The following is a 17,384-nucleotide window of genomic DNA, read 5'->3' on the forward strand; positions in this document are numbered from 1 at the left end:
CTCATCGGCCGTCGGTTCCACAAGAGCTACACCGTGCAGGGCGTTGCGGCGCTGCTCAAGCGGCATGGCTGGAGCTGCCAGATACCGGCCCGCCGGGCGGTGGAGCGCGCGACGAGGTGGCGGTGGCCGGCTGGGTGAAGGAGACCTGGCCCCAGGTGGAAGGACCGTGGCGGCGCTCGATGCCTGGCTCGTTTTCGAGGACGAGGCCGGCTTCTCGATGACGCCGCCCACCCGCCACACCTGGTCCCGCCGCGGCCGCACTCCCGTCGTGCGCGTACGGGGCCGCTCGCGCCGCCGCTTATCCGTCGCCGCCCTGGCCTGCTACAAACCCGGCGCACGCTCGCGGCTGATCTACCGGCCCTGCCCGGACGCCCGGCCTGACGGACGCAAGAGCTTCTCCTGGCAGGACTACCGCGACCTGTTCCAGACCGCGTACCAGCAGCTCGGCGGCCCGATCGTGGTGGTCTGGGACAATCTCAACACCCACCTGACGGCTGGCATGCGCCGCTACATCGCCGAACGGGACTGGCTCACCGTCTACCAACTTCCGCCCTACGCACCGGACCTCAACCCGGTCGAAGGCATCTGGTCGGTACTGCGGCGCACCACCACGGCGAACCGCGCCTTCGCCGACCCACGCGACCTGATCACCGCCGTCCGGCGGGGCCTGCGCCAGCTCCAATACCGCCACGACGTCCTCAACGGCTGCCTCACCGGAACCGGACTCGTGCTCGCCCCACCATGACGACATCACGCTTTCAACGTCAGTAAGCGGCTGCGGGCGCCTATCCGACGCCGAACAGTGCGGATACATCTAGGGTTTTGCCCGGTATCCCCCGCTATGGACAACAACAGTGCGGCGCGTGCCCATGTCCAGATGGTGGACGTCATGACTTTGTACGCCCCCTCATGCACCAGCACCGTGCGCGACGTTGCTGGGCATCACCGCCCTGCGGGGTATGGACTGAACACGGTGAACACACCGCAGCCCTCGGTGCAGGCACTCCGGCTTCCCAACCGGCCTGCACCGAGGGCTGACCCACCAGTCACAACTGGAAGGAGAAGTACGTGTCCGTACCTCACTGTGTGAATGCCCCAGACTCTAGCCAGGCACACGGCGCAAAGGAGTGGCACATCGTCGTCATCACCGTCACGATCGCCGTGATCGTGCTCGAATGCGCCGGAGTGAGCCCTGAGTGGATCGCCGCGACTGCGGCACTTCTCACCGCAACCACCCGGAGGTAACCGCAACAGCGGCGCGAGGCTCCGCTACCGCTCATGACAACTGCCCGGGCCCCGACCGTGATTGAGGTCGGGACCCGGGCAGCAACGTGATGCTGAGCATCCGAGTCGTAGAGGGGGGCGCCTTGACGGAGTCTGAGAACGTCCCCGGCAACGTCAGCCGGGAGAGCCGGCCACCACCAGAGCTCCGTCACCCGCCCTCCGGTCTCACGGTGGACGAAGACGTTCACCGATCCCAGGCTCTGCGCGGCCATCGTCGACCGCATCACCTTCGGCGGCAACATCATCGAGACCGGCACCGACTCCTACCGCCTCGCCCAGACCAAAGCCCAGGCCGAACGATCCATCGGATGACCATGTCCACTGGAGCTACCGGAGTGGTCCGCGCTCATCGACGAACACGGTGGGTGCGGACAAGAACACATCGGCATTCACCGCGCCGTATGCGATGTTGAACGTGTCCAGCCAGTATGTCCAGCCCCGAATACCCAGTGCACTGCTGAAACGGTAGTTGAGCTGCCAGCGGACCCATTGACCAGGGACGAGCCGGACAGCCGGTGGCCGCCGCTTCCGAGGCGGCAGGGCAAACAGCGGCTGCACTCGCGGAAATACCCGCAGTCGATCATCTGCTTCACGGAGCTGGACATCGACCTTGCTCAGGACTTCCCGGCTGTCATACGGCTCGAAGCCGTTGCGCTCATGCATCCGGATCACATGCGCGAGGGGAGCCGCCTCATGCGGGAGAGCGAAGCCGACCGGGGCCGCGTTCCTTCGAGCCGCAGCATCCCCGCCCCGGGATTCCTTCGTCCAGGTCGTCCGGATCCACTGGACGGTGATCTCCACAGCCGTTGCCCCTACCGCCTTGTCGAGGAGTCCACTCTACGGCTCAGTCCCCACGCCAGCACGAGCACTCGTAAGAGCTCGTAACACGATCATGGGCGGACCTTTTTGAGACGTCTCCAGCAGATGAGGCCGCAGGCGAGTGAGACGAGGGCGTCGTGCAGGTCGAGGCGTCTTTCCCAGCGCACGGCCAGGCGCTTGAAGTGGTGCAGGAGCGCGAAGGTCTGCTCGACGACGTAGCGGAGCCTTCCCAGGCCCTTGATGTTGGGGGCGCCCTTGCGGGAGATCACCGGCAGGTCCGTCGTCTGCGCAGCTCGTGCCGGTTGGGGTTGCTGTCGTAGCCCTTGCCGCCCAGAAGTGCGTCCGGGCGCCTGCGTGGACGACCCGCCTTCCCAGCGACGGGCGGAATGCCCTCGACCAGGGCGAGGGTCTGGGTAGTCGTTGATGTGGGCCGCAGTGGTGATGACCTTGAGCGGGGTGCCCTTCCCGTCGCAGATCAGGTGGTGTTTACTGCCCGTCTTCCCGCGGTCGACCGGCGACGGGCCGGTGGCCTCGCCCCCTTTTTCGCGCGGATGTGGGAGGCGTCCACGCGGGCCCGGGTCCAGTCCAGGGTGTCGGCCGCGTGCAGCTCAGCGAGCAGGATGTGCTGCAGCTTCTCGAAGACGTCGGCCTCGCGCCAGCGGCCCAGTCGGCGTCGGCAGGTTTGTTCGGAGTCGAACCCTAGTTCCAGAGGCAGCAGTTGCCAGCCCATATCGTTGTAGAGCACGTACAGGATGCCCTGCAGACACAACCGGTCATCCACCGGCTTGGGACCGGGTGCCTTCTGCGGCCAGGCTGGCAGCAACGGCTCGATCAACGCCCAGAGGCCATCGTCCACAATCCACGGTCGAACACTCACGCTCTTTCAAACGGCCGAATCATCACACCGGTCACGCCCGTCCCGCTGCGGTAGCGGCATGCGCATCTACGACGACCAGGGCGATGCATCGATGGCCGGGATGCCTTCCAGAGGAAGGTGATCGCGTTGGTACTCCGACTCCAACCAGTCCTCCTTCACGAAGACCGGTCGCGACATCCGCACGCCGCCGACCTCCTGTGTGCGCAGAAGAACCCCCAGATCGGTCAGGGCGAGGGAGTCATCGGGTGTGTACAACAAGCAACTCCCGTGCTCGGCGGCGTAGTCAAGGAGGAATTGGTGTGCCTGCTCGGGATCGCGGCCGGCCAGTGCAAAGCTCGCCAGCAGGACCTGCGGACCCGTGACCGCGTCCAGGGCAATGCACGCCAACTCGCCCTCGTCGGAGAACACCTTCACCCCGTCGGCGAAGTCTTCCTGCCCGTAGGGACCGCCCACCAGTTCCTGCGGCTCAGAGACTTGGAGCGCGTCGGCGACCTCGGCCGGGCTCATCCGGAACCGCAGTGGCCCCAGCCCGGCTCCGGGCAGCAACTCCCAGTCCGGCGTCCCGGGCGACGGTCAGTGGGAGGGTGCCGATGGAGGCGGGCTGGTCCACGACCACCAGGACGGTGCCGAACTTGGCGGTGAGCTTGTCAAAGACGGCTCGCAGCTTCAGTTCGCTGTTCGGCAGCGGCTTGTCGAACACCGTCTTCCCGGCCGGGCTCAGGCCGTGGCCGTGATGCGTCCGGCTTGCCGACGTCCAAGCCCAGGAAGACGCCCACCTCGTCGATGCTGATCACCATGCCCCCACATGCGTCGATACGTGCCGTCCCCGGCGGTCGGGGCCGTTCTCGCGCATCCACGTTATGCAGACCTACCACCCGCGAACGGCCAGGCACTGCGCCCGGCCAGGCGGCGGTCGGACCTCTGATCAGCGTCTCCGACGGCACCCCTCGGACCCGGTGACACCACCCCCCAGGTCATCCCGCCGACAGGGGGCAAGAGTCATGCCGGGCCCGGAGGCCAGCGGCCCTCTTGCAGGACCGCGAAAAAGATAACTGTGAGAGTTCTTCTGCGGCCCGGGATGGGTTGCTGCCAGGCTCGGCGCTCGTGATCCAGCATGACTCGAAACATAACTGGCGTCCCGTCAGGGACTGCCGTTCCCCCGAGATGTCTGCCGGACACAGGCGTCGGCCCGGCCCACCCGTTGGCTTGATCAGCAGCTTGTCCGCCTCGCGGCGTGACTCATCACAGTTCCGCCACGTGGTGACTCCACCCAGGCCGACGCCGTTACGGTCGTCCGCCCGGAGGAGAACAACCGCATGACCATGCTCGCAGAACGCGTCGATGGCGTCATCGGCGTCGACACCCACCGCGACACCCTCGCCGCAGCCGCCGTCAGCCCCATCGGCGCCGTCCTGGCCAGCACCGATTCCCCGGCCAACGCCCGCGGCTACCGGCGCCTGCTGGACTTCGCCCGCCAGCAGGTTCCCGGCCGCCGCTGCTGGGCTCTGGAAGGCATCGGCAGCTACGGCGCCGGCCTCGCGGGCTTCCTGGACCAGGCCGGTGAGCAGGTCGTCGAGGTCTGCCGCCCGAAACGAGTGGCCAACCGCGGCGGCCGCAAGACCGACATGCTCGACGCCATCCGGGCCGCCAAGGAGGTTCTGGCCACGGAGCATCTGATTCAGCCCCGCCGCCGTGGCGAACGTGAGGCGCTGCGGGTGCTGCTTGCCACCCGTCACGGTGCGGTCCTCGCTTCCACCGCCGCGATCAACCAGCTCAAGGCCCTGATCGTCTCCGCGCCGGACGAGCTCCGAGCCGAGCTGCGGAAACTCAAGCGCCCCACCCAGATCGCCTACTGCGCTCAGCTCCGCGACCGCCCGGCCCAGGACCTCGAGCACCCGATGACGGTGCGGGCCATGCGGTCCACGGCCCAGCGCGTCCAGGCCCTGCAGGCCGAGGCCAAGGAGCTCGAGAACGAGATCCATGGCCTGGTGCGGCAGCAAGCCCCCGAGCTTCTCAGCTTGCTCGGAGTCGGACCGATCACCTCCGCTCAGATCTTGGTCAGCTGGTCTCACCAGGGACGATTCCGCTCGGAAGCCGCCTTCGCCTCCTTTGCCGGCGTCTCGCCGATCCCTGCCTCGTCCGGGCTGACCAACCGACACCGTCTCAACCGCAGCGGCGACCGTCAGCTCAACCGGGCCATGCACACGATCACCCTGATCCGGATGCGACTCGATCCCTCTACGAAGACGTACGTCGCACGCAAGGTCGCCGAAGGGAAGACCTCCCGTGACGCGCAGCGATGCCTCCAGCGGGTGGTCTGCCGCCAGATCTTCAAGATTCTTGAACGCTCCGACCGGAACCGACTCGGCAGCGTTGAAGAACTCGCTCAAGCAGCTTGACACGGCATAGCAGCCTCGGGGGGCCGCGGTAACGGATCAGTTGTAGAAGTTCTTCGGCCAGCGGTGCTTGGCCAGAAGCGTGAGTTGCCCGTCGGTCAGTGGCGGTGCCTCGGCGACCGCCACGTTGCGTTCCACGTTCGCCAGTGACCGCATCCCGACGATGACCGTGGAGACCGCCTGCCCGGCGAGCGCGAACCGCAGGGCGACGGACGGCAGCTCGTCGACACCGATCCCCAGGTCGGCCAGAAGGGCGTCCACGCGCCTCTCGACCAGGGCGGCCCGGTCGTCCCTGAAGTACCAGTTGCGCCAGTCGCCCTCGGGGAAGGTGACGCCCGTACGGATCGAGCCCGTGAGGGCGCCTTCGTCGAGTGCGACCCGGCCGATCACACCGACCCCGTACTCCGCGCAGGCCGGCAACAGGGCCTCGGACGGGGCCTGTTCGAAGATGTTGTAGATGACCTGGACGGTGTCCAGCACTCCGGTGCGCAGTACCGTGAGCACGTTCTCGGGCTGGTGGTCCTTGACGGAGATCCCGAAGAACCTGATCTTGCCTTCCTCTTTGAGGGCGTCCACCGTCTCCAGCCAGTCGCCGCGGCCGGTCCACTCGTCCTCCCAGGTGTGCAGCTGGAGCAGGTCGACGTGGTCGCGGCCCAGTTCCCGCAGACTGGTCTCCAGGCTCTCGCGCAGATGCGCACCGGGAAACACCTCCATGACGTCGAGTCCGCTGGGCGCCAGGGAGACCGGGATCTTGGACCCGACCTTCGTCGCCACGTACACACCGTCACCGCCGCTGGGGAGTTCCCTGAGGGCACGGCCCACGACACCCTCGCTGCGGTCGTAGGCCCTGGCGGTGTCGATGAAGTTGACGCCCAGGTCGAGGGCACGGTGCAGGGCGCGCACGGCGGAGTCGTCGTCGGCGCCGACCCACGCCCCCTGACCCAACCCCCAAGCCCCGAAGCCGATTTCGGAGACGGTCAGTCCGGTACGGCCGAGTTCGCGATAACGCATGTGCTGTTCAGACTCCTTCGCATTGTCAGGCAGTGGCACCGGGCACAGGGCCCAGATCGAGTCGGACGGGCTCGTCGCGGTCGCAGTGCAGCCTGCCGTCGACGATCCGGGCGGGGGGAGGGCACTTGGCTCGAGCGGGCCCTCATCCCCAGCGCGCCGATGGAGATGAGGCCCTCGACGACCCGTCCGGCCTGCCGGTATCCAACGAAACAGGGGACGGACCTGAGTCTAGCGAGCTCGTGCATGGTTGGCGCTGGCACGTCGCGGCGTGCGAACTGGTGCGGTGTTCACCCTTGTTCATCGATCTCGAGGGCGGCGGTCTGCTGGTGAGAGAGCAGCGCAGCGACCGCTTGGATGACGTCACTCATGTGCTCACGACGACCGTGGTGGCGGGCGAGGGCTCGCCAGTTCTTCAGGTGAGCGATCCCGTGCTCGACGCGGATCCGGCGTGAGGAGTGGGCCTTGCGCCGCTGTTCATGGATCTCCTCGTACCAGTCCGGGGCGTTCTTCTTGAACTTGCGGTGCGGCGGGGTCACCACGCGTCCGCCGGTCTGAGCACCCAGGCCCTGGTAGCCGGCATCCGCGAGAATCTCCACCGCGGGGCCATCGGCCAGGAGCCTGACCAGCCCCAACTTGCGGGCATGTGTGACGTCCGCACAGCTCGCGGGTTCAGCCGGGCTGCAGTACAGGAGGCGGCCGCAAGCGTCCGTGAAGACCATGGACCTGACGGCGTTCTGCTTGTTCTTCCCCGAGATGAACTTGTCCCGGTCCTTGCGTCAAAAGGCCATGCGGGCAGTCCCTTGAGATCCTGATCCGACTCAGAAGTGGTGGCTCCGCAGGGCAGAGCCACCACGCCTCATTTCAGGGCGAGTCGACCGTGATCGGCTCCTTGGCGTCGGGGGAGGCAGGGCGGGCGAGAGCGTCCTTCTCGCGGGCGTCGGCAGCCCGACCCAACGGGACTCCTCTATGGGGGAGAGGAATCGCTATAGTGGAATCATGAGTGATAGAAACGCCCTGTCCAGTGGTCTGTCCATGGCCGAGCTGGGGGCCAGGATCCGAGCCGAGCGGCGGGCCCGGGACATGGCTGTGGAGCGGCTCGCCGAGCTGAGCGGGGTGAGCCGGAGCATGGTGTCCGAGGTGGAGCGCGGTGCCAAGACGCCGAGCGTGCTGGTCCTCGACCGGCTGGCGACCGCGCTGGGCACCTCGATCGCTCGGCTTCTCGACGAACCCGTACGCCCCGGTGTGGTGGTCCTGCACCACGCGCGGCAGCAAGTGGTGCGGGATCCCTCCGGGTGGGAGCGGCGGATCCTGTCTCCCGTCCTCCCGGGCGTCGAGTTCGAGTTCATGCGCACCACCCTGGAACCGGGCGTGGACGCCGGGGAGTTCTCCCCGCACGCCCCGGGCTCGCACGAGTACGTGGCGGTGGAGACGGGGGAACTGCGCCTGACCGTCGACGGTGTCCCGCACCGTCTGGCCTCCGGGGACGCCGCCTATTTCCCCGGCAACCGTCGGCATGCCTTCGCCAACGACTCCGCTGCCGTGTGCGTGTACTACCTGGCCATGGCGCTGGGCCAGTCAGCCGACCCACACCACCATCATGTGTCCGGAGGCCCCGATGAATGACCTGCGACAAGCGGGCCGATCAGCCGCGGACATGGCAGTCGGTCACCTGGCCGCCGTAGCCGGCGGGCCGGTGTGGCGACCGGTGGCCGACGCGGACCGCTCTTGGCTCGCCCAGCAGCCGCTGCCCAGGGCGGGGCGCCCAGTGGCGGAACTGCTGCACGACGTACGGGACCGGATGCTGCCCTATCCGATGGGCAACGGGCACCCCAGGTTCTTCGGCTGGGTCAACTCCCCGCCCTCGCCGGCCGGAGTCCTGGTCGCCCCGCTGGCCGCAGCCATGAACCCCAGCTGCGCTGGAGGAGACCACGCCGGAGTCCTGCTGGAGCGCACCGCCGTGCGGTGGCTGGCGGAGTTGGTCGGCTTCCCGCACCCACCCGGTGCCGGACTGCTGACCAGCGGCGCCTCCATGGCAACCGTCATCGCGCTGGCCACTGCCCGGCAGCGGGCGATCCGTCAACAGGGCCACAACGTGCGCGAGACAGGCCTGTACGGACAGCCTCCGCTGGCGGTCTACCTGTCAGCCGAGGGGCACAGCTGTCTGCGCAAGGCAGCGGAACTCCTTGGCCTGGGCAGCCATTACCTCCGCACGGTCCCGGTCGACGGCGCATGCCGCATGGACACCGGCGCACTGCGTCGCCTGATCGCTTCGGACCGGGAGGCGGGCGTGCGTCCGATGCTCGTCGCGGCCAGCGCCGGAACGGTCAACACCGGCGCCGTCGACCCTCTGGAGGAAATCGCGGAGATCGCCCGTGAACACGATCTGTGGTTCCACGTCGACGGCGCCTACGGCGTGCTCGGGGTCCTCGATGAAGGAACCCGCCCCGTCTATGTCGGCCTGGAACGGGCGGACTCCCTCGCGCTGGACCCGCACAAATGGCTCGGTGTACCCGTCGACGCCGGTTGTGTCCTCTTCCGCGACCCCCGTCGGCCCGCGCGACACCTTCAGCCTCGTACCGCCCTACCTCCGCGACGACGAGGCCGACGACCTGGGCTGGTTCTCCGAGTACGGCCCCGAACAGACCCGTCCGTTCCGCGCACTGCGAGTCTGGGCCACGATCGCGCACCTCGGCCGCGACGGCATCGCCCACCTGGTGCAGCGAACCGCCCAACTCGCCCGTGCCCTCGCCGACATGATCGAAGCCTCCCACGACTTCGACCTGCTCGCCCCGGCCGTCACCTCCGTCGTCGCCTTCCGCCATCGGCCCACGGCCCTCGGCCCCGGCACGACAGAGGCACTGAACCAGGCCATCCCGACCGCCGTACAGCGGCGCGGGCGGGCCTTTCTGACCGGCACTCGGCTCTCGGGCACGGCAGCCCTGCGCGCCTGCGTCCTCCACCCGGACACCACCGAGGCCGACCTCACCGTCCTGCTGGACGAAATCCGGACCGCAGCGAGGGAGATCACCGCATGAGTCACCCTCACCGGGTCGTCTGTGAGAGTGGCCAGGAGCCCGCCGTGATCCCCTGGAGACGTTCCGACACCGGAGGCATGCCCGTGTTCACGAGTCTTTCCGCTGGCCTGACCACGCCCGCGCTGGTGATCGATGTCGATGTACTGGAGCGCAACATCACGCGGATGGCCGAGCACGCCCGTGCTGGGGGCTTCGCGCTGCGCCCGCACGCCAAGACCCACAAGAGCCTGCCGATAGCCGACCGCCAGCTCGCGGCCGGCGCCGTCGGCCTCACGGTCGCCACCATCGCCGAAGCCGAGGCGTTCGCCCGCCACGGCGTCACCGACCTGTTCATCGCCTACCCGCTGTGGATCGACAACGACAAGGCCCGGCGGCTGCGGCGGCTCGCGGAGACAGTGGCCTTGCGCCTGGCCGCTGACTCCCCGGAGGGCGCACGGCGCCTGGGGGAAGCCGTGCGGGGCTCGGCCCGGTCGGTCGAGTTGCTGGTCGAGATCGACAGCGGGCACCACCGTACCGGCGTCCCTCCCAAAGATGCCGTTGCCGTCGGCAAGGCTGCGGCCGATACCGGACTGAACGTCGTCGGCGTCTTCACCTTCCCCGGGCACGGCTACGGTCACGACGCCCAGGCCCGCGAGCGAGCGGCTCGCGACGAGGAGCGGGAACTCGGCGAGGCCGCCGAAGCACTCTCTTCCGTCGGGCTCCCGGCACGGGTGATCAGCGGCGGCTCGACGCCGACCGCCGGCCGCTGGCAGCCGGGCATCGTCAACGAACTCCGGCCCGGCGTCTACGTCTTCAATGACGCCACCCAGCTGGCCCTCGGCTCCTGTACGCCGGACGACGTGGCCCTCGTCGCCGCCGCGACGGTGGTCAGCGCCTCGACCAAGGAGCGCTTCGTACTGGACGCGGGCAGCAAGGTCCTCGGCACCGACACCACCCCGTGGGTGGCCGGCCACGGGCACCTACCAGACTTCCCTGAGGCGTCGGTCACCGCGCTCTCCGAGCACCACGCCACGGTTGTCCTCCCAGAGGGCAGCGAGGCCCCGCCCCTGGGCGCGCTCGTAGCCGTCGCCCCCAACCACGTCTGCACGGCGGTCAATCTTGCCGACGAACTGGTCGTCACCCGACAGGGCAACGTCGTCGACCGCTGGCCGGTAGCAGCCCGTGGCGCCAACACATGACGGTCCTATGCAGAAGCCCCGTGTGTCTCACCCCTGCGAACGCAGTGTCCTCGGCCCTGGCCCGGGGGCACACCAACACGGTGGTTTCGTAAACAGGAGCTGGCAACGTTTGTCGACGGTTTCGGGCAGCACTTAGCGATCAGACGGCCCGGAAAAGTCGATGAGAACTGACAACGCGTCTCGCGATCGGTTGCTCGTGGGCCTGCGGCTGACGGCTTGTGGTGTGAGCCCGGATCTTCGTTCGCTCCGCGAGGCTGGCAGCAGCTGATGTGCGGTTAGGTTGACGGGATGAAGATTCTGCATCTGTCCGATACACACCTCGACCGCGCCGGCGGCCCGGACGCCGATGGGGCCGATGGCACGGCGGCGCTTCGCCGGATGCTCGCCGACCTGGTCCATTTACGCGACCTCGATGCACTCGTCGTCACGGGAGACGTGGCGGACGATGGATCGCGCGAGGGTTACGGGCGGGCGCATGAGCTCGTGGGCGGCTACGCCCAGGAGCGGGGCGCATCGGTGTTCTACGCGACCGGGAACCACGATGAGCGGGCGGCGTTCGGCGAGGTGCTCGGCTGTGGCCATGCACGCCCCGACGCGGTGTATGACGGGCCCGAGGGCGAGCGGGCCGCCGCGAGCACGGTCGATGGCTGGCGGGTGGTCACTCTTGACTCTCTCGTGCCGGGCAGGGGCTACGGGAGGATCGGCCGGGCCCAGCTGGACTGGCTTCGTGAGGTCTTGGCCATGCCCGCGGCGCATGGCACGCTCCTGGCCTTCCACCACCCGCCGGTCGCACTGGAGGTCGAGGTGCAACGGGCACTCGGTCTGCAGGATGCCGATGAGCTGGGTGCGGTGATCCGCGGGACCGACGTGCAGCTGATCCTCTGCGGTCACTTCCATCTTCAGATCCTGGGGCGCCTGGAACAGGCGACGGTCTGGGTCACGCCCGGCATCGTCAGCCGCATCGACCTGACTGCCCAGCCCGGCACCGAGCGCGCCGTGCACGGTCCTTCGGCCTCCCTGGTCCGGCTCGGCACGCCCCACGGACCGCTTATTCACACCCTTCATGCCCGTGATCCCCGCGTGGGCGAGACGGTTTACGAGGCCGATGAGGAGGAGATGCGTGAGGTGATCGAGAAACTCGGCCCGGCCAAGATGAGCCCGAGCTGAGAAGCGTCGTGCAGGGTGTGACGTGCCGTCCGGCTGTTGAGCTCGTGGCTGCGGGGCGGCAGGTAGAATAGCTCCACTCCGATCCTCGCCAGCTGGTCGCCGCGGTCCTTGAACGCCTTGTCCAGGTGCGCGGAGGCGTTGTCCAGCACCACCGTGCACGGCCGGGAGCGCCGCCAGACGGGCAGTTGGGCGCCGACACCGTCCGCGGCCAGGGCCAGCGCGCCGGCCCGCCGGCCAGCCGACAGCAGACGAACTCCAGCAGCACCTTGGCGTCGATCTTGCCGGGGGTATACTCCCAGAACAGATCGGGACCGGTGCCCACGACCAGGGCGCCCAGCACGTTGATGCGCCGGTCGCTCTTGTACTCGCGCGGTACCACTGCGCGCTGCCCGATGCGTGACCAGGTGTAGCCGGTGGGCATGGTGGGCGCGAATCCGGACTCGTCGAGGAAGATCAGGTCGTGCGTTCCCGCGTCGGCCTCCATCCGTAAGTCCGCAAGTCCTCCAGCCAGGCCCGTGCGGCCTGCTGGAGGACGGGGTCGGCCCTGTGGCGCAGGCTGTCGCGGGTCCGCTTCCACCGAAACTCCTCCCGGTGCAGCAGCTCGGTCAACCACGCCGCCGACACGCGCACGCCCCCGTTCGCTCTCCAGCCAGTCGCACAGCTCGGGCGCGGTCCAGGTCACCCCCGCTTCGGCCGAGGCGTCCAGCAAGGCACCCACCATCTTCAGGCCATCATCGGTGACGGAGGCGGGCCGTCCCGGACGCGGGGCATCGGCCAGGGCATCGAACCCGCCGCCGGTGAAACGGTGCACCGCATCGCGCACCATTACCGGGTTGCATTCCACCAGGCCGGCGACCTGCCGCGCGGTCAGGCCCCGGCTCAGTAACCGGATGCACTCCAACCGCCGCCGCTCGTTACGCGACAGATCACGCCCTGCCAGCCGCCGACGCACCTCGAATTGCTGCCCGGACGTCAACTCCACCGTCAGGATCTTCGGCATCACCACCACTTCCCACCAAACCTCCTACCCCCACAGAGAGTTGACTTCACCGAGACCGCTTAGCTTGTGCTCTATGGTCTGGCCTGGTTGCGTTCGGTGATCGTCTCGGGTCGTTTGACGGTCTTGCCCACGTCGTAGCGGGTGGCGGGGTGTCGGTTCTTGGAGCCGAGGGGTCTGCCGGGGCCTGGCCGGTTCGGTTTGGGTGCACGGGCTGGGCATGGCATGTGAAGGCGGAGGTTCCTGAACCCGCGGCGGACGCGGGCGGGGGTGAGCCGACTGGGCTCCGCACGACGTTCCCAGGGGCGGCGGAGGTCCTCGGCGAGGAGCCGGGCGAGGCGGAGTTGAATGTGGGCGGCGATGATCAGCCAGGTCCATCGGTCCGCTGCCGCGGGCGTGCGGAGTTTCGGGCGGGTCCAGCCGAGCGTCTGTTTGATCATTTTGAAGGTGTGTTCCAGGTCGAACCGGCGGAGGAACGCCTACGATCGCAGATCGACGTCTTCGCCGCTCAGGCCGGTGGCGGACGACCAGAGCCAGAGTGGCAGCGGGTCCCCGCCGGCGGGCAAGCGGTCGGCTTCCAGGCGGATCTGGGTGCCTTCGATGACCGGCAGGGGGCCACTGTGGTCGATCCACGCGGACCGAGTGGTCAGCCTGGGGTGGATGCGGTCCCAGGCCAGCGCGCGGACAGTCCCTTAGCGGTCCGTGACCTGCACCGTCGCGGCATCCGGATCACCCCATGTCTCCGGGCGAGCAAAGCGAAACTCCTTGCCGTGCTTCGGAGGCCGTCCACCCTCCGGCGGGGAGATCCAGGGAACCGGGACCGGCTTGCGCATCAATCGGTCCGTGCGCATTCGCCCGAGGACCTCCACCGGCAGCCCTTCCAGCAGGTGAGCCATGCGTGGAGCGTCGAAGACGATCAGGATGTCGGAGTCTCCGACGTGCCATCGGCCCATGTCGATGAGGTCCTCGAACACGCGACGGACCTGGGCGGCGGTGGCCTCGGCGACGTCGTCGGCCGGCCCCAACCGCAGGGCATCCAGGATCTGGCGCCACGAGGTCCGGCCCGATTCCAGGGCGGCGACGAACGAGTAGGGCCAGCCCGGCACGAACTGGTCCGAGGACCTTCCACCGCGACCGTAGACGTGGCAGAACAAGCGGTCCGCACTGGTCGGCGCGTCCGGCCGGAGCCAGTGGGTGATGTCCACCGCCAGGGACCAAGCGCCCGTCGGCGGCCTGCGGCATGAACAACCCGGCCAGCACTTGTCGCAGTCGCGGCACGTCGACGTTCCCGTTGTTCAACGCGTCGTACATCGCGCCGTGTCCGCGCCGATGTTCGGCCACCAACGTCAGGTCCACCGGTGCAGTCACCGGCCCGTCCGCACACAGCAGCGCGTCGGCCAGCTCGAACAGCTCGTCCCCGCGGGCGGTCAGGCAGTCGAAGAAGTCGTCCCGGAAGCGTGACGCTTCGGCGAACGCTTCCCCGGGGACATCGAGGTGCTGCGGGCTCATCCCCACGGCCTTCGTTCGGTGCATTCCTTGGTCGGAGCACAGAATCGGACGGAGGCCGCCCGCACGTCTGGTGAACTTCCGCGTGAGGGAGCCAGTTCGACGGACAATTCGACACCACGGAACTCGGGAGCTCGGGCAACCCGCCTGAAGTCGTGGCTGAAGGGAGCGGTAGTGAACGGCACGTGGTGGCTCACACAGGGCGACACCCCGATCGGCGAGCTACGGCAGTACGCAATTGATCAGCCAACGTTCCTCTGCCACTTCATCCCGGGACCCGGATGGGAAGGGGTCCGTGCACTGTTCGAGAGCTGGGCGGCCCTGCACGGCCCGGACCCCGACGGCTCTCGAACAGCACAGGTCATCAAGCCCATCATGGACCTCGGACTAACGCTGGTTGCCGAAGACGAACTTCGGCCCATGGCGCTCTTCAAAGAGTGCATCGTCCGTATCGACGGCGACACCGCCCGCGTGCGCTGCTGACCTCAACGAAGCCGCCGACCATAAGGCACAAGCTCAGGTCGGTGGTGACCTGACGGCGGGCTCAGATGGTGCTGCTGTCCGCGCAGGGCATGAGCGAGGCGAACAACGCAGTCGTGATGTTCACCAGCACGATCGGGTCCGCGACCGGTAGCACTTGCTGAAACATCTCCCACAACTCGTCCGGCACCAGCCGCTCAACGATCCCCGCCATGATCGTCAGGATACCGATCTGCCCAAATGGGGAGAAGTCTCAGCGCCTATCCATCTACCCGTAGCGGCCCGCCCCTGGTTCGTTCATCCCGTCACCCTCAAGATCATGAAGTTCTCGGGGTTCGGGACCGGCATGAATCCAGCCTTCGCGTAAACCTCATGGGCGTCGAGGGTCGACAGGAGCACACGCTTGAGCCGATACGGGGCGAGGTGGTCGCGGACCGCTCCCGCAAGCCAGGTGCCGAGCCCCCTGCCGCGGTGCGCAGGCACAACGTAGACGTCGCACAGCCAAGCGAAGGTGGCGCGGTCGGTCACCACGCGCGCGTAGGCGACCTGGTCACCGGAGGCGTCGTAGACAGCGAAGTTCAATGAGCCGCGCACTGACTCCTCAACCGTTTCCCGAGTGCGTCCAAGAGCCCAGAACGCGTCGGTCGACAGCCATTCGTGCACCAGCCCCACGTCGAGGCGATCCGGGTCTGTGGAGAGCTCGTATCCGTCGCTCCTGCTAGTGATCACGAGGCGGCAGCATAACCAGGCAACTTGGAAAATCCAAGTAGTCGTCTGAGGCTTCAGCCCAGGATGCCGCCCGGGTCCACTTGAGGCGCCCGCTCGGTTAATCCAGAGGCTCTCGGCGTAGGCGAAGACGTCGGACAGCGTCCGCAGTCGTACCCCAGGCCGGTCGGGCACCGCGCAGCCGCGCGCCGCGAGCAGCGAGCAGCGGGCGGACCTGCCGGATCGCCGCCGAGGCGCGGGTCGATATCGAAGAGTTCGGCCAGGACCTCGTGCGGTAGCTGATGGCGCAGATGTACCAGGTGAGAAGCAGCCTGTCGACCAGAACCAGCTTCGACTTGCGTCCTGCCCCGGCCGCCCGCTTGCGTTCACCACCCCGCGCCATGCGCAGCGTGGACTGTCGGGCCGCCTCCCCTGGGTCGGCGAGTTCGGCGAACAACTCGCCGAAGTGTGTGCGGGAAACGCCGGACAGAGCAGGATGGGAGCACGCCGTGCGTGCCCAGGTCAGCTTCACAACTCGCCTAACCCGCACGGCCCTTCTCACGTCATTGCCGACCGACCCCCGCCAGCACTTCCCCCAGGTCGCAAGCCCATGGGGTGGTCGTAGCGTATGAACCCCTTGAAGCTCGCCACCTTGTCGTACAGGGCACGGGCGGCGGTGTTGTCCTCCTTAGTGGTCCAGTAGAAGCGGGATGCCCCCTGCTCCCGCGATGCATCGGCCACCTTCTCGATCAGCATCCGCGCCACGCCTCGGCCGCGTGCCGCCTCGTCGACGAAGAGGTCCTGGAGGTAGCAACTGTCTTCCATCCAGAACGTCGGGTGGAACAGATAGTGCGCGATGCCGACCAGCTCCCCGTGCAACCAGGCGCCGATGCCGTGGAACTCGGCGTCGCCCCGTAGCCGCTGCCAAGTCTGCTCGTAGCCCTCGTCCGGCACCATGGCGCGGTAGAACTCCTTGTAACCGCGCGCCAGCGCTTCCCAGGCGGCGCGATCCTCCTCGCGCAACGAACCAATGGTGATCACGACTGCCCATCCTCACTCGCAAGCTTCAACTGATCTGCCGATCTGCGGGACACTGTCCCGGAGCCGCCCTGGCGGGCCGTGCCGTCGCCCGTACGCCTGCGAGGCGTCACCAGCAGGCTGAGCACGTCGTGCGGACGCGCCGCGACCGGGTGGGCCCCGGCACGGACACCGGCGCGTGCACCCCACCTGGCGTGCACTCCCAGCGATCCCGCGGCGTTGGCACAGTCGAGGTCCACTTCAGCGTCACCGACATAGGCAGTTGCCTCGGCCGGAACCCCAAGCTGCCGCAGCGCCAGCAACAGCCCGTCCGGCGCCGGTTTGGGCCTGTCGACTTCGTCGCCTGCGATGACCACGTCGAATAGCGCGTCGATTCCGGCGGCAGCGAGCATGCTCGAAGCCACTCGCCGGGTGGCCGCCGTGAATACGCCCAGCCGCATGCCCGCATCGGCGACTTCGTCTAGCAGGGCCGGTATGCCGGGGAACGGCCGCAGCTCGGCGACGGCCGGATCCAGGTAAGCGTGGAAGCGCTCGACCTCGGCGGGGTCGCAGGTGCGGCCGAGGAAGTGGGCGAGAACCAGCTCTGTGTGGCCGACATGCCAGCCGGCGACCACCTCATCCGGCGAGACCGGCGGGCCGCCGAGCGAGCGAATCGCGTCGGCGTACGCGCGGGACACCGTGGGGACGCTATCCAGGAGCGTCCCATCCATGTCGAACACAACTGCACGCATGACTCACGATCCTGCCTACGTCGTCGCGTTCGACGCCAGGGCCACTTTCTAAACACTGGCTACATGGAGCGAGCTCGATATCGCGGCAGGCCAGCACGTCCGGACCTCAATTTCCCCCGGGGTCGTTACTCCACCGCCGACACCTCGGCGCGACTGCCAC

The 17,384-nt window shown here is 68.0% G+C and carries 17 protein-coding genes and 8 pseudogenes; 10 read left to right on the forward strand and 15 right to left on the reverse strand.

Annotated elements, in window-relative coordinates:
- The 3 genes and pseudogenes from KUM44_RS41260 to KUM44_RS41270 form a co-directional block, all read left to right on the forward strand.
- Window positions 1-221: pseudogene (locus KUM44_RS41260) on the forward strand (winged helix-turn-helix domain-containing protein); the annotation flags it as partial.
- Window positions 218-745 carry a transposase gene (locus KUM44_RS41265; protein WP_254390871.1) on the forward strand — a complete coding sequence of 176 codons (528 nt, stop codon included), beginning with the start codon at window positions 218-220 and terminating at the stop codon, window positions 743-745. The pseudogene KUM44_RS41260 and the gene KUM44_RS41265, both read left to right, overlap by 4 nt.
- Before the next feature lie 704 nt (window positions 746-1,449).
- Window positions 1,450-1,596: pseudogene (locus KUM44_RS41270) on the forward strand (ATP-binding protein); the annotation flags it as partial.
- 15 nt (window positions 1,597-1,611) lie between these two features.
- Here KUM44_RS41270 and KUM44_RS41275 read toward each other — a convergent pair.
- From KUM44_RS41275 to KUM44_RS41290, 4 genes and pseudogenes are all read right to left on the reverse strand, one after another.
- Window positions 1,612-2,085 carry a hypothetical protein gene (locus tag KUM44_RS41275; RefSeq protein WP_217214900.1) on the reverse strand — a complete coding sequence of 158 codons (474 nt, stop codon included), beginning with the start codon at window positions 2,083-2,085 and terminating at the stop codon, window positions 1,612-1,614.
- An 89-nt stretch (window positions 2,086-2,174) separates the two neighbouring features.
- Window positions 2,175-2,980: pseudogene (locus KUM44_RS41280) on the reverse strand (IS5 family transposase).
- A 66-nt stretch (window positions 2,981-3,046) separates the two neighbouring features.
- Entirely contained in the window at window positions 3,047-3,487 is a 441-nt protein-coding gene (locus tag KUM44_RS41285; RefSeq protein ID WP_254390856.1) for a hypothetical protein, read from the reverse strand.
- Between the two features lie 34 nt (window positions 3,488-3,521).
- A pseudogene (locus tag KUM44_RS41290) lies at window positions 3,522-3,777 on the reverse strand (transposase); the annotation flags it as partial.
- Window positions 3,778-4,296: 519 nt separating this feature from the next.
- Here KUM44_RS41290 and KUM44_RS41295 point away from each other — a divergent pair.
- Complete coding sequence (locus KUM44_RS41295; RefSeq protein ID WP_217214902.1) at window positions 4,297-5,379, forward strand: IS110 family transposase; 1,083 nt, start codon at window positions 4,297-4,299, stop codon at window positions 5,377-5,379.
- Window positions 5,380-5,415: 36 nt separating this feature from the next.
- Here KUM44_RS41295 and KUM44_RS41300 read toward each other — a convergent pair whose 3' ends face one another.
- Entirely contained in the window at window positions 5,416-6,387 is a 972-nt protein-coding gene (locus KUM44_RS41300; RefSeq protein WP_217214903.1) for an aldo/keto reductase, read from the reverse strand.
- 287 nt (window positions 6,388-6,674) lie between these two features.
- Window positions 6,675-7,145, reverse strand: a pseudogene (locus KUM44_RS41305) (transposase family protein); the annotation flags it as partial.
- 238 nt (window positions 7,146-7,383) lie between these two features.
- Here KUM44_RS41305 and KUM44_RS41310 point away from each other — a divergent pair.
- On the forward strand, window positions 7,384-8,010 hold the full coding sequence (locus KUM44_RS41310; protein WP_217214904.1) for a helix-turn-helix domain-containing protein: 627 nt from the start codon (window positions 7,384-7,386) through the stop codon (window positions 8,008-8,010).
- 19 nt (window positions 8,011-8,029) lie between these two features.
- Here the strand turns inward: KUM44_RS41310 and KUM44_RS46405 are convergent, their stop codons facing one another.
- The gene (locus KUM44_RS46405; protein ID WP_254390858.1) at window positions 8,030-8,215 is read right to left on the reverse strand and encodes a hypothetical protein; all 186 of its coding nucleotides are present in this window, start codon (window positions 8,213-8,215) and stop codon (window positions 8,030-8,032) included.
- Between KUM44_RS46405 and KUM44_RS47835 the strand changes: the two are divergent.
- The 4 genes and pseudogenes from KUM44_RS47835 to KUM44_RS41320 all read left to right on the forward strand — a co-directional run.
- Window positions 8,186-8,875 (forward strand): annotated as a pseudogene (locus KUM44_RS47835) (aspartate aminotransferase family protein); the annotation flags it as partial. The gene KUM44_RS46405 and the pseudogene KUM44_RS47835 overlap by 30 nt on opposite strands.
- Window positions 8,876-8,912: 37 nt before the next feature.
- Window positions 8,913-9,422 carry a pyridoxal-dependent decarboxylase gene (locus KUM44_RS46415; RefSeq protein WP_308402838.1) on the forward strand — a complete coding sequence of 170 codons (510 nt, stop codon included), beginning with the start codon at window positions 8,913-8,915 and terminating at the stop codon, window positions 9,420-9,422.
- Between the two features lie 77 nt (window positions 9,423-9,499).
- A complete protein-coding gene (locus KUM44_RS46420) occupies window positions 9,500-10,600 on the forward strand; it encodes an alanine racemase (RefSeq protein ID WP_254390860.1) in 1,101 nt (366 codons plus the stop codon).
- Window positions 10,601-10,888: 288 nt separating this feature from the next.
- Window positions 10,889-11,767 carry a metallophosphoesterase gene (locus KUM44_RS41320; protein WP_217214906.1) on the forward strand — a complete coding sequence of 293 codons (879 nt, stop codon included), beginning with the start codon at window positions 10,889-10,891 and terminating at the stop codon, window positions 11,765-11,767.
- Here KUM44_RS41320 and KUM44_RS47840 read toward each other — a convergent pair.
- The 4 genes and pseudogenes from KUM44_RS47840 to KUM44_RS41330 form a co-directional block, all read right to left on the reverse strand.
- Window positions 11,649-12,251: a transposase gene (locus tag KUM44_RS47840; RefSeq protein ID WP_374202125.1), complete on the reverse strand. Its 603-nt coding sequence runs from the start codon at window positions 12,249-12,251 to the stop codon at window positions 11,649-11,651. The genes KUM44_RS41320 and KUM44_RS47840 overlap by 119 nt on opposite strands.
- Complete coding sequence (locus KUM44_RS47845) at window positions 12,221-12,397, reverse strand: hypothetical protein (protein WP_374202124.1); 177 nt, start codon at window positions 12,395-12,397, stop codon at window positions 12,221-12,223. Before KUM44_RS47845 ends, KUM44_RS47840 begins: the two co-directional genes overlap by 31 nt.
- A gap of 16 nt (window positions 12,398-12,413) precedes the next feature.
- Window positions 12,414-12,767 (reverse strand): annotated as a pseudogene (locus tag KUM44_RS47850) (transposase); the annotation flags it as partial.
- A gap of 71 nt (window positions 12,768-12,838) precedes the next feature.
- Window positions 12,839-14,273 (reverse strand): annotated as a pseudogene (locus KUM44_RS41330) (NF041680 family putative transposase).
- 171 nt (window positions 14,274-14,444) lie between these two features.
- Between KUM44_RS41330 and KUM44_RS41335 the strand changes: the two are divergent.
- Complete coding sequence (locus KUM44_RS41335; RefSeq protein WP_308402839.1) at window positions 14,445-14,753, forward strand: hypothetical protein; 309 nt, start codon at window positions 14,445-14,447, stop codon at window positions 14,751-14,753.
- Window positions 14,754-14,814: 61 nt separating this feature from the next.
- Here KUM44_RS41335 and KUM44_RS41340 read toward each other — a convergent pair whose 3' ends face one another.
- The 4 genes from KUM44_RS41340 to KUM44_RS41355 form a co-directional block, all read right to left on the reverse strand.
- Window positions 14,815-14,964 (reverse strand): hypothetical protein, encoded by a 150-nt coding sequence (locus tag KUM44_RS41340; RefSeq protein WP_217214908.1) that lies wholly within the window; start codon window positions 14,962-14,964, stop codon window positions 14,815-14,817.
- Between the two features lie 83 nt (window positions 14,965-15,047).
- The gene (locus KUM44_RS41345; RefSeq protein WP_217214909.1) at window positions 15,048-15,479 is read right to left on the reverse strand and encodes a GNAT family N-acetyltransferase; all 432 of its coding nucleotides are present in this window, start codon (window positions 15,477-15,479) and stop codon (window positions 15,048-15,050) included.
- A 534-nt stretch (window positions 15,480-16,013) separates the two neighbouring features.
- Window positions 16,014-16,496, reverse strand: coding sequence for a GNAT family N-acetyltransferase (locus tag KUM44_RS41350; RefSeq protein WP_217214910.1), 483 nt, complete (start codon window positions 16,494-16,496; stop codon window positions 16,014-16,016).
- Complete coding sequence (locus KUM44_RS41355) at window positions 16,493-17,224, reverse strand: HAD family hydrolase (protein ID WP_217214911.1); 732 nt, start codon at window positions 17,222-17,224, stop codon at window positions 16,493-16,495. The genes KUM44_RS41350 and KUM44_RS41355 overlap by 4 nt, the downstream gene beginning before the upstream one ends.
- Window positions 17,225-17,384 lie beyond the last annotated feature (160 nt).

This window comes from Streptomyces sp. AC550_RSS872, assembly GCF_019049285.1.
In the GTDB taxonomy this organism is placed as follows: domain Bacteria; phylum Actinomycetota; class Actinomycetes; order Streptomycetales; family Streptomycetaceae; genus Streptomyces.

Bases quoted from the DNA above. Each gene is read 5' to 3' on its own strand.
- KUM44_RS41265 (WP_254390871.1), top strand. From the start codon at position 218: ATGACGCCGCCCACCCGCCACACCTGGTCCCGCCGCGGCCGCACTCCC.
- KUM44_RS41355 (WP_217214911.1), bottom strand. From the start codon at position 17,224: ATGCGTGCAGTTGTGTTCGACATGGATGGGACGCTCCTGGATAGCGTC.
- KUM44_RS46420 (WP_254390860.1), top strand. From the start codon at position 9,500: ATGCCCGTGTTCACGAGTCTTTCCGCTGGCCTGACCACGCCCGCGCTG.
- KUM44_RS41310 (WP_217214904.1), top strand. From the start codon at position 7,384: ATGAGTGATAGAAACGCCCTGTCCAGTGGTCTGTCCATGGCCGAGCTG.
- KUM44_RS41320 (WP_217214906.1), top strand. From the start codon at position 10,889: ATGAAGATTCTGCATCTGTCCGATACACACCTCGACCGCGCCGGCGGC.
- KUM44_RS47840 (WP_374202125.1), bottom strand. From the start codon at position 12,251: ATGGAGGCCGACGCGGGAACGCACGACCTGATCTTCCTCGACGAGTCC.
- KUM44_RS41300 (WP_217214903.1), bottom strand. From the start codon at position 6,387: ATGCGTTATCGCGAACTCGGCCGTACCGGACTGACCGTCTCCGAAATC.
- KUM44_RS41340 (WP_217214908.1), bottom strand. From the start codon at position 14,964: ATGGCGGGGATCGTTGAGCGGCTGGTGCCGGACGAGTTGTGGGAGATG.
- KUM44_RS41295 (WP_217214902.1), top strand. From the start codon at position 4,297: ATGACCATGCTCGCAGAACGCGTCGATGGCGTCATCGGCGTCGACACC.
- KUM44_RS41285 (WP_254390856.1), bottom strand. From the start codon at position 3,487: ATGAGCCCGGCCGAGGTCGCCGACGCGCTCCAAGTCTCTGAGCCGCAG.